An 8,237-nucleotide genomic window follows, 5' to 3' on the forward strand; every position below is an offset into this window, starting at 1 on the left:
TTTCTTCTGTTGTAATTTTAAGCTTCTTTTTCAGAATCCGACTCTTCGTCACTGCCGACAACTTCCGGCTCAGCGCCTTCAGTTTCAGGAGTTTCTTCAAGCTCGTCAATTTCTTCCTGTGTACGTGGTGCTGTCACAGAAACTAACAGGAAATCATCTTCATCAAGAATTTCAAACGATACTGTATCCCGGATATCTCCGACAGACAAGTGATCGCCGATTTCAAGTTTGCTGACATCCACATCAAGTGAATCCGGAATTTCCGAAGGTTTCACTTTGATATGAACTTCGCGGTTCGGCTGGTTTACGATGCCGTTTTCTTTCTCGCCTGCAGCTTCGCCCACTGTGTGGACTGTTACAGCGATTTCAAGCTCGTCAGACATATTGATTGCCAAAAAGTCGACGTGTTTGAAATTGCCTTTTAACGCGTCCATTTGATAATCACTTAAAACCACATTGTACTTTGTGCCGTCCAAGTCTAAATTGATGACACCATTGCGTCCTGATTCGCGCAAAGTTTTGATCAAATCTATTTCAGACACAGTAAGTGGCGTCGTTTCAGCCTGATAACCATAGACGATTCCTGGTACATTACCCTTGCTTCGCAGTTCTGTCAGTGCCGAGTTCGGTGTACCGCTTTCTCTTTTTTGTGCTTTCATTTTTGTAGCCATATCCATTTCAACCTCCAAATTTTATAAATCCATATAAATGTCCGTAATCAGTATATACCCTTAAAGCCGTAACATCAAACCGGGCAGCGTAAAGTCAGGGTTTTCTGCTCAATCGAAAAGCGTGCTGACTGATTTTTGTTCGTGTACACGAACAATTGTTTCCGCCAATAGCTTAGCTACAGACAATTGTTTTATTTTCGGAGAATTTTTTTCTTCCGGCAAAGCGATTGAGTTGGTGATGATCAATTCTTTAATGACCGAGTCATCAATGCGCTGAATAGCCGGGCCAGAAAGAACCGGATGCGTACAGCAAGCGTAAACTTCTTTCGCTCCGCTTTCGATCAGGGCACTGGCCGCAATTGAAATGGTACCGGCTGTATCGATGATGTCATCAATGATGATGGCCGTTTTGCCTTCCACATTACCGACGATGTTCATCACCTCGGCCACGTTCGGGCGCGGACGGCGTTTATCGATGATGGCAATCGGCGCTTTCAGGCGATCCGCCATTTTGCGGGCGCGCGTCACACCGCCGTGATCCGGTGAAACGACGATGACATTTTCAAGGTCGATGCCGCTTTCGTTCAGGAAATACTCAGAAAGAAGAGGTACTGCCACTAAATGGTCGATCAAAATATCAAAGAAGCCCTGGATTTGGGGCGCATGCAGATCCAGTACAACCACGCGTGTAGCTCCGGCCGTCTCCAAAAGGTTCGCTACCAGTTTTGCCGTAATCGGCTCACGCGAGCGTGCTTTGCGGTCCTGGCGGGCATAACCGTAATACGGGATGACGACGTTGACTGTGCGGGCTGAAGCACGTTTGACCGCATCGATCATGATCAACAGCTCCATCAGGTTTTCGTTGACAGGCTGTGAAGTCGATTGAACGATGAAGACATCGTAGCCACGAATGCTTTCTTCGATGTTTATTTGAATTTCTCCGTCGCTGAAGTGCGTAACCGAACTCTTTCCGAGCGGAATTCCCACGTTGTCGGCAATTTCCTCCGCTAATTCCCTATTCGAATTCAATGAAAAGATTTTCAGTTTACTGTCTGCATTTTGATAACCCATTAAGGTGTACCTCCTATTTTTTCACGTTTAGTTTTGAAGCATAGCCTTCTTTATTTTCCTGGCGGGCACGCGCAATTGCGAGGGCTTCAGCCGGAACATCCTTGGAAATCGTCGAGCCTGCCGCAACATACGAACCTTTGCCAATGGTAACCGGCGCAATCAGGTTTGAATTACAGCCAATAAATGAATCATCTTCAATTTTCGTGAAGTGCTTGTTTTTACCGTCATAGTTAACTGTGATCGTGCCACAGCCGATATTGACGTTCGTTCCGACTTCCGCATCCCCGATATAGCTCAAGTGGGAAATTTTACTGCCATTGCCAAGCGCAGCTTTTTTCACTTCGACAAAATTACCGATTTTGACGCTGTCGCCCAAGTTGCTGTCAGGGCGAACGTGCGCAAATGGGCCGACCGTCGTATCTGTTCCGATGATGCTGTTATAGACTTCAGAAGAACGGATTTCCGTACGGTTTCCGATCGTGCTCGACACGATGCGGCTGTTAGAGGAAATGAAACAGTCTTCTCCGATTACCGTCCGGCCTTCGATCATGACGTTCGGGTGGAGCACCGTATCTGCTCCGATCTCAGCTTCTGCACTTATATAAGTGGAAGCCGGGTCGATGATGGAAACACCGTTACGCATATGTTTTTCAGCTATCCGTGCCCGCATGATGCCCTCTGCCTGGCTCAATGCCACACGGTCGTTAACGCCGAGCGTTTCTTCAAAGCTGTCCGTCGCATAAGCCGCGACGGTAACTTGTTGTTTCTGGAGGATTTCAATAACATCCGGCAAATAAAACTCACCCTGGACATTGTCATTTGAAACCAGCTTCAGCGCTTCGAACAAGGATTCATTGTCAAAGCAGTAAGTGCCCGTGTTGATTTCCTTCACTTGCTGTTCTTCGGGTGCTGCATCTTTCTGCTCAACAATTTTTGACACCTGCCCGCTGTTGTCGCGGATGATGCGGCCATAGCCTGTCGGGTTGTCAGCAATTGCTGTAAGAATCGTGGCTTTGGCTTCTGTAGCTTTATGATGATCAAGAAGTGCCTGCATCGTCTCCGTACGGATCAGCGGTGTGTCTCCGCAAACCACCAAAGTCGTACCCGGCTTCCCTTCGATTAATGAAGCCGCTTGCTGAACAGCATGCGCTGTGCCGAGTTGTTCTTCCTGGAGCGCATATTCGCTGCTGTCTCCCAGTTGGTCGCGTACCTTTTCCGCGCCATGCCCGACAATCGTCACGATTTTTTCAACGCCGAGCTGTGAAACGTTGCCGGTCACATGCTCGACCATTGCCATTCCACAAACCGGGTGCAGCACTTTATACAATTTGGATTTCATCCGCGTGCCTTGTCCGGCCGCCAGAATTACTGCGTATGTATTCGTCATGTCTTGATCCTCCATCCATATATTTGTCGTCAAATTCTTTCTATTATTAATGAAGCCTATGCATCTGAGCGCAAAAAAAAGCCGTTGCGGCATATTCCCCTGCATGGCTTTGTTAGACTCAGCGCATGCGTTTTCTCTCTATAAGACGGCACCGCCATTCGGCTATATATCGTCCCGCTTTTCTTAACTATATCGGAAAAACCTTGATTTTTCAAGGTTCAAAGAAGTTCGGCCGACTCTTTGCGACGAAGCCAGCGCAGCGATGCAGGAGCAAGACGGTTGAGCCGATGTAAGGGCGCCGGAGACTGAACACTGAAAACATAAGCTCAAACAAAAAAGAGCCCGATTATGCCTCAGGCTCTTCTGTCATTTTGGTTTATGCCCTTGCTTCTTCAAAGACAGGGTCAATCTCACTTTGTTCATATGCAGTCAACACAGCTTGCTGAAGTTTCCCTCGCGTTCCTGAATTGATCGGATGCGCTATATCTCTAAATTCGCCATCCGGAGTCCTTTTGCTGGGCATTGCTACGAACAGACCTTCATTGCCATCAATCACCCGAATATCATGCACAACAAATTCGTTGTCCAGGGTGATGGAAGCGATTGCTCTCATCCGGCCATCCGTTTGTACCCGTCTCAACCTCACATCAGTTACTTCCATTCTCTCATCACCTCTCCCCTAAGATGCTATTTTTGTAGCTATTAAACGTATTCGCTATTAAGGACTAAACTCCTTCATAAAATACAAAATTTATTAGAATATTTTGTTTTTATGATAAAAAAATAAAGCTGCCTGTTAATGGCAGCTTCGTTTCCTTACTTAACGTTCGCAATAACTTCGATTTCAACCCTTACGTCTTTCGGCAGCCTCGCCACTTCCACTGTAGAGCGGGCAGGCTTGTGATCGCCGAAATAAGAGGCGTAGATTTCATTCAGCGCAGCAAAATCGTTCATATCTTTGATGAACACGGTTGTTTTGATGACTTGCTCAAGTGATGAACCGGCTTCAGCAAGCACCGCTTTCAAATTGGCGAAAACCTGATGGGTTTGATCCGAAATTGAATCTCCTGCGATTTCCCCAGCAGGCGTCAACGGAATCTGTCCCGAACTATAGAACATATCGCCTGACACCACACCTTGTGAATAGGGGCCGATTGCTGCGGCCGCTCCTTCAGTTGCTACATATTTCATCTTAAAAACCTCCATTCGAGAAATAATTGCCTTCTTGCAATTCGATTTTCCGTTCTTTTTCGCTGACTTCACGCAACTTGACGAGTGACAGGTATTTTTCGACGAGCTGCTCGTCTTTATGTTCCGCTTCCACGAGCACCGCAACGCCGGCAAGCGTGCATTCGAATTCTTCCAACAGATTCTTCATGCCGTTCATCGTACCGCCGACCTTCATGAAATCGTCGGTGATCAGCACACGCTGGCCGCTCTTCATGCTGCGCTTCGACAACACCATCGTCTGGATGCGGCGGGAAGAGCCCGACACGTAATTGATGCTGACAGTGGAGCCTTCCGTCACTTTGCTGTCACGCCGCACAATGACGACCGGCACATTCAGATGCCGTGCGATGGCGTGGGCGATCGGAATGCCTTTTGTCGCAACGGTCATGATGACATCGATTTTTTGATGCGCAAATGCCGTAGCGAAAACTTTGCCGATGCGGTTCATCATATCCGGATTGCCGAGCACATCGGTCATATACAGATAACCGCCTGGCAACAGCCGATCTGAATGGCTCAATTCATTGATCAGTTCCTGCATGATGTTTCTGATTTCCGGTTCCTGCAATTTGGGGATATATTTCACGCCCCCTGCAGCGCCTGGTACAGTAGCCAATAAACCGATGCCCTTTTCTTCGAATGTCTCCTTGATGATGCCAAGATCTTCGCTGATAGAGGATTTGGCCGAGTCATACAAATCAGCAAAATATGTGAGCGGAATCAATTTATGCGGATGTTCCAATAAATGATGCGTCATGTCTACTAAACGTTCACTGCGCTTCCACTTCATTTTCCACTCTCCTAAACACGAATGATTTATAGAAAACTTACCATAATTATCCGCCTTTAAGCAAGTGGACTCCGCTCGCCCACCAGCCTTACCGCATATACTTCCGCACAGAACCCGCGCAAGCCATTATAGATGCGTGGAATGCGGGCTTCCTGCTGCACCAATCCAAAGACAGTCGGTCCGCTGCCGCTCATCAGAACGGCATCCGCTCCGAATTTCTTCATCTGCTCTTTGATTTGCGCCACTTCGGGATAGAGCGACAGGGTGACACTTTCCAATGCATTCCCTAAGTTTGCGCAGACAGCGGCATAGTCTTTATTTTCGATGGCTTCGATCATTTTTTGGGTATTGGGATGCTCCGCTTTATTGACATCAAATGCCCCGTAAACTTCAGCAGTTGAAACGCCGATGGTCGGCTTGGCTAAGATGACCCAGCAATTCGGCGGTGTCGGAAGCTGTTGGATGATTTCTCCGCGGCCTTTTGCGAGTGCCGTTCCCCCGTAAACGCAGAATGCCACATCAGATCCGATTTTCGTGCCAAGCTCTGCCAGTTCGTCCAGTGACAAATTCAGGTTCCATAATTTGTTCAATCCTTTTAATGTGGCCGCAGCGTCACTGCTGCCACCGGCAAGTCCAGCCGCAACCGGAATCTGTTTATCCAATTTGATCACGACACCGGCTTTGATGTGGTAGGTGTCTTTCAATAATTTCGCTGCCTGATAGGCAAGATTCCGTGAATCGTTCGGCACAAAACGATCGGCTGATTCGATATGGATGCCGTGTTCCGTTTCTTTTAAACCGATACGGTCCGCAAGATCCACAGTGGTCATGATCATTTCGACCTCATGGTAATTGTCAGGTCTTTTATGTAATACATCCAATGTTAAGTTGATTTTGGCAGGTGCCTTTACATAGAGCATCTCCACTGTCTCCTTTTTAATTCTGATGAAAACTATTTTAACACAAGAGGGCCGATTCGGGAGTTTTTGGGAAAAGAAACAAAAAGCCCATACACTGCCGAAGCCGGCAAGGTATGGGCTACAAAATAAAAATATGGATATAGTTCGATTATTTAACGACCAAAGCGTCTTCTGTTCCTTCATACACAGTGATTTCCACTGCTTCTGTCAGGATGTCCGCGTAGCTGTAGGACACTCTTTCAAATGCATGTTCATCTTGATCTAACTCAATTACGAACACGGAGTGATATGTTTCGCGCAGGATTCCGGCACGTTCGACCGTTTTCTTGCGACCTCCGTTTGCTTTCAACAGCAATCGTTTCCCTAAATGCAAATCCAACGACTTTTTGATATCCGCCAAAGTTTTGGGCATTTTGACCACACCTCACTATAAATAAACCTTACTACAAAATGCCCAAATTGTCAAATAAATTTTTAATTTTAGCTCGGAATCCCCTTGGTGTCAATATTTATTTATCCGAAATATCTTTTTTTATGCGAGTTGTGCCTGTTTTCCAACAAATTTTCGTAAATCAGCCGAAATAGCTGTAAAGCCTGTCCGCCAGACCCCCGAATTCTTTGATGCTCAAGGTTTCACCACGGCGTGCCGGTTCGATTCCCGCCTCTTCCAGCGCTTTCAGGATCAGCTCTTTCTTTTCTTTGCCATTGGGCATTACCGCCTGCAGATTATTGAAGATCGTTTTTCTGCGCTGCACGAAAGAACCTCTTGTCACCTTGAAGAAAAAGTCCTCGTCGATAACTTCCACTTGCGGCGTTGTGCGCTTCGTCATGCGGATAACTGCTGAATCGACATTCGGCTGCGGCATGAAGACGCTCTTCGGCACCGTCAAGGCCATTTCCGCTTCTGTATAGTACTGGATTGCAATCGACAGGGAACCATATGCTTTCGTTCCCGGTTTTGCCGTAATCCGCTCCGCCACTTCTTTCTGCAGCATGACCACCAGGCCGCGAATCGGCAGTTTCTCCATTAATAACTTCATGATGATCGGAGTCGTTACATAATAGGGCAGATTCGCCACGACAACTATATCTTCATAGCCTGCAAGTTCTGTTTCAATCGCTTCCTCCACATTCGCTTTCAGGATATCTGAGTGGATGATGCTGATATTGTCGTAAGGAGACAGCGTGTCGTCGAGCACGGGCAACAGCCGTTGATCGATTTCAAAAGCGAGCACCTTGCCGGCTTCACGGGCCAGATGTTCCGTTAAAGCCCCGATTCCCGGGCCTATTTCGATTGCCGCGGATTGTTTTGTCAAACCTGCTTGACCCACGATTTTACGTAAAATGTTCGGGTCGATCAGAAAGTTCTGGCCCAAACTCTTTTTAACCGTTAAGCCGTGTTTCGCCATGATTTCCTGTGTTCTTATGGGTGTAGCTATATCTTTCATCATTTGGGTTCCTCCTGATTGAGCGCCTGCACCGCTTCGATGAATTGCTGTTTCGTTATGCCGAACATATGCAGCCGCTTGGCAAGTTGTTTGCCATTCGTATAGCCGATCTGCAGCCGATTGCCGAGTTCGGTGCGGCGCTGCCTTGCCTGCGGATGGCCGATCAGACGGGCTGTCAGCAGATCTTCCAGGGTGATTTCCGCTGGTGCTTCATTGTTCCATAATGTATGGACCGCAGCCAGCGCTTCCCGGATGTCTTCGTCTTTGGCATGTTCGATGCCCAGGCCTTTGCCGTTTTTGGCGATGGTTTTTTCTTTGGCCAAAAATGCGTGCTTGGCAGTCGGCACATATTCTTCAATAATAGCACGGATTCGTCTGCCGGGGTAATCGGGGTCAGTGAACACAATGACACCGCGTTTGGCGGCGGCGTGGGCGATTTTCTTCAATGTTTCTTCAGAGATTGCGGAGCCGTTGGTTTCAATGGTGTCCGCCTGCACCGCGCGCTTGATGGCCACGGTGTCGTCTTTCCCTTCCACGACGATCACTTCTTTTATCTTCATTTACTTTCCTCGTTTCAAAACTGTTTGTTTTATATTTGTTGAACAGGAATTATTACGCCGATTGTAAAATTAAGCTAGACAACTGAAAAAGCCATTCGTGGTACACTCAAAATGTATTTTCCGACCAAAGAAAAACAGAGGAGTGACCACGAATGACCTA

10 protein-coding genes are annotated in these 8,237 nt (G+C 47.4%); all 10 read right to left on the bottom strand.

Annotated elements, in window-relative coordinates; translation table 11 throughout:
- Positions 1-17 precede the first annotated feature (17 nt).
- The 10 genes from ACFQ1X_RS02510 to rnmV all read right to left on the bottom strand — a co-directional run bounded on the left by ACFQ1X_RS02510 (position 18) and on the right by rnmV (position 8,077).
- Positions 18-677 carry a 50S ribosomal protein L25/general stress protein Ctc gene (locus ACFQ1X_RS02510; RefSeq protein ID WP_379081241.1) on the bottom strand — a complete coding sequence of 220 codons (660 nt, stop codon included), beginning with the start codon at positions 675-677 and terminating at the stop codon, positions 18-20.
- 102 nt (positions 678-779) lie between these two features.
- On the bottom strand, positions 780-1,742 hold the full coding sequence (locus ACFQ1X_RS02515; protein WP_144841525.1) for a ribose-phosphate diphosphokinase: 963 nt from the start codon (positions 1,740-1,742) through the stop codon (positions 780-782).
- Positions 1,743-1,755: 13 nt separating this feature from the next.
- Positions 1,756-3,129, bottom strand: coding sequence for a bifunctional UDP-N-acetylglucosamine diphosphorylase/glucosamine-1-phosphate N-acetyltransferase GlmU (gene glmU, locus ACFQ1X_RS02520; RefSeq protein WP_144841524.1), 1,374 nt, complete (start codon positions 3,127-3,129; stop codon positions 1,756-1,758).
- 376 nt (positions 3,130-3,505) lie between these two features.
- On the bottom strand, positions 3,506-3,790 hold the full coding sequence (gene spoVG, locus ACFQ1X_RS02525; protein WP_144841523.1) for a septation regulator SpoVG: 285 nt from the start codon (positions 3,788-3,790) through the stop codon (positions 3,506-3,508).
- Positions 3,791-3,945: 155 nt separating this feature from the next.
- Positions 3,946-4,320, bottom strand: coding sequence for a RidA family protein (locus ACFQ1X_RS02530; RefSeq protein WP_144841522.1), 375 nt, complete (start codon positions 4,318-4,320; stop codon positions 3,946-3,948).
- Between the two features lies 1 nt (position 4,321).
- Positions 4,322-5,149, bottom strand: coding sequence for a pur operon repressor (purR, locus tag ACFQ1X_RS02535; protein ID WP_144841521.1), 828 nt, complete (start codon positions 5,147-5,149; stop codon positions 4,322-4,324).
- A 56-nt stretch (positions 5,150-5,205) separates the two neighbouring features.
- Complete coding sequence (gene ispE / locus ACFQ1X_RS02540; RefSeq protein ID WP_144841520.1) at positions 5,206-6,069, bottom strand: 4-(cytidine 5'-diphospho)-2-C-methyl-D-erythritol kinase; 864 nt, start codon at positions 6,067-6,069, stop codon at positions 5,206-5,208.
- Between the two features lie 148 nt (positions 6,070-6,217).
- Positions 6,218-6,481 (bottom strand): biofilm formation stimulator Veg, encoded by a 264-nt coding sequence (veg, locus tag ACFQ1X_RS02545; protein WP_071152415.1) that lies wholly within the window; start codon positions 6,479-6,481, stop codon positions 6,218-6,220.
- 160 nt (positions 6,482-6,641) lie between these two features.
- The gene (rsmA, locus tag ACFQ1X_RS02550) at positions 6,642-7,520 is read right to left on the bottom strand and encodes a 16S rRNA (adenine(1518)-N(6)/adenine(1519)-N(6))-dimethyltransferase RsmA (protein ID WP_144841519.1); all 879 of its coding nucleotides are present in this window, start codon (positions 7,518-7,520) and stop codon (positions 6,642-6,644) included.
- Positions 7,517-8,077 (bottom strand): ribonuclease M5, encoded by a 561-nt coding sequence (gene rnmV, locus ACFQ1X_RS02555; protein WP_144841518.1) that lies wholly within the window; start codon positions 8,075-8,077, stop codon positions 7,517-7,519. Before rnmV ends, rsmA begins: the two co-directional genes overlap by 4 nt.
- Positions 8,078-8,237 lie beyond the last annotated feature (160 nt).

Source organism: Metaplanococcus flavidus, assembly GCF_042675885.1.
GTDB lineage: Bacteria > Bacillota > Bacilli > Bacillales_A > Planococcaceae > Planococcus > Planococcus flavidus.

Excerpts from the sequence above, each read along its gene's own strand:
- spoVG (WP_144841523.1), bottom strand. The coding sequence starts at position 3,790 with ATGGAAGTAACTGATGTGAGGTTGAGACGGGTACAAACGGATGGCCGG.
- rnmV (WP_144841518.1), bottom strand. The coding sequence starts at position 8,077 with ATGAAGATAAAAGAAGTGATCGTCGTGGAAGGGAAAGACGACACCGTG.
- ispE (WP_144841520.1), bottom strand. The coding sequence starts at position 6,069 with ATGCTCTATGTAAAGGCACCTGCCAAAATCAACTTAACATTGGATGTA.
- glmU (WP_144841524.1), bottom strand. The coding sequence starts at position 3,129 with ATGACGAATACATACGCAGTAATTCTGGCGGCCGGACAAGGCACGCGG.
- ACFQ1X_RS02530 (WP_144841522.1), bottom strand. The coding sequence starts at position 4,320 with ATGAAATATGTAGCAACTGAAGGAGCGGCCGCAGCAATCGGCCCCTAT.
- purR (WP_144841521.1), bottom strand. The coding sequence starts at position 5,149 with ATGAAGTGGAAGCGCAGTGAACGTTTAGTAGACATGACGCATCATTTA.
- ACFQ1X_RS02510 (WP_379081241.1), bottom strand. The coding sequence starts at position 677 with ATGGATATGGCTACAAAAATGAAAGCACAAAAAAGAGAAAGCGGTACA.
- rsmA (WP_144841519.1), bottom strand. The coding sequence starts at position 7,520 with ATGATGAAAGATATAGCTACACCCATAAGAACACAGGAAATCATGGCG.
- veg (WP_071152415.1), bottom strand. The coding sequence starts at position 6,481 with ATGCCCAAAACTTTGGCGGATATCAAAAAGTCGTTGGATTTGCATTTA.
- ACFQ1X_RS02515 (WP_144841525.1), bottom strand. The coding sequence starts at position 1,742 with ATGGGTTATCAAAATGCAGACAGTAAACTGAAAATCTTTTCATTGAAT.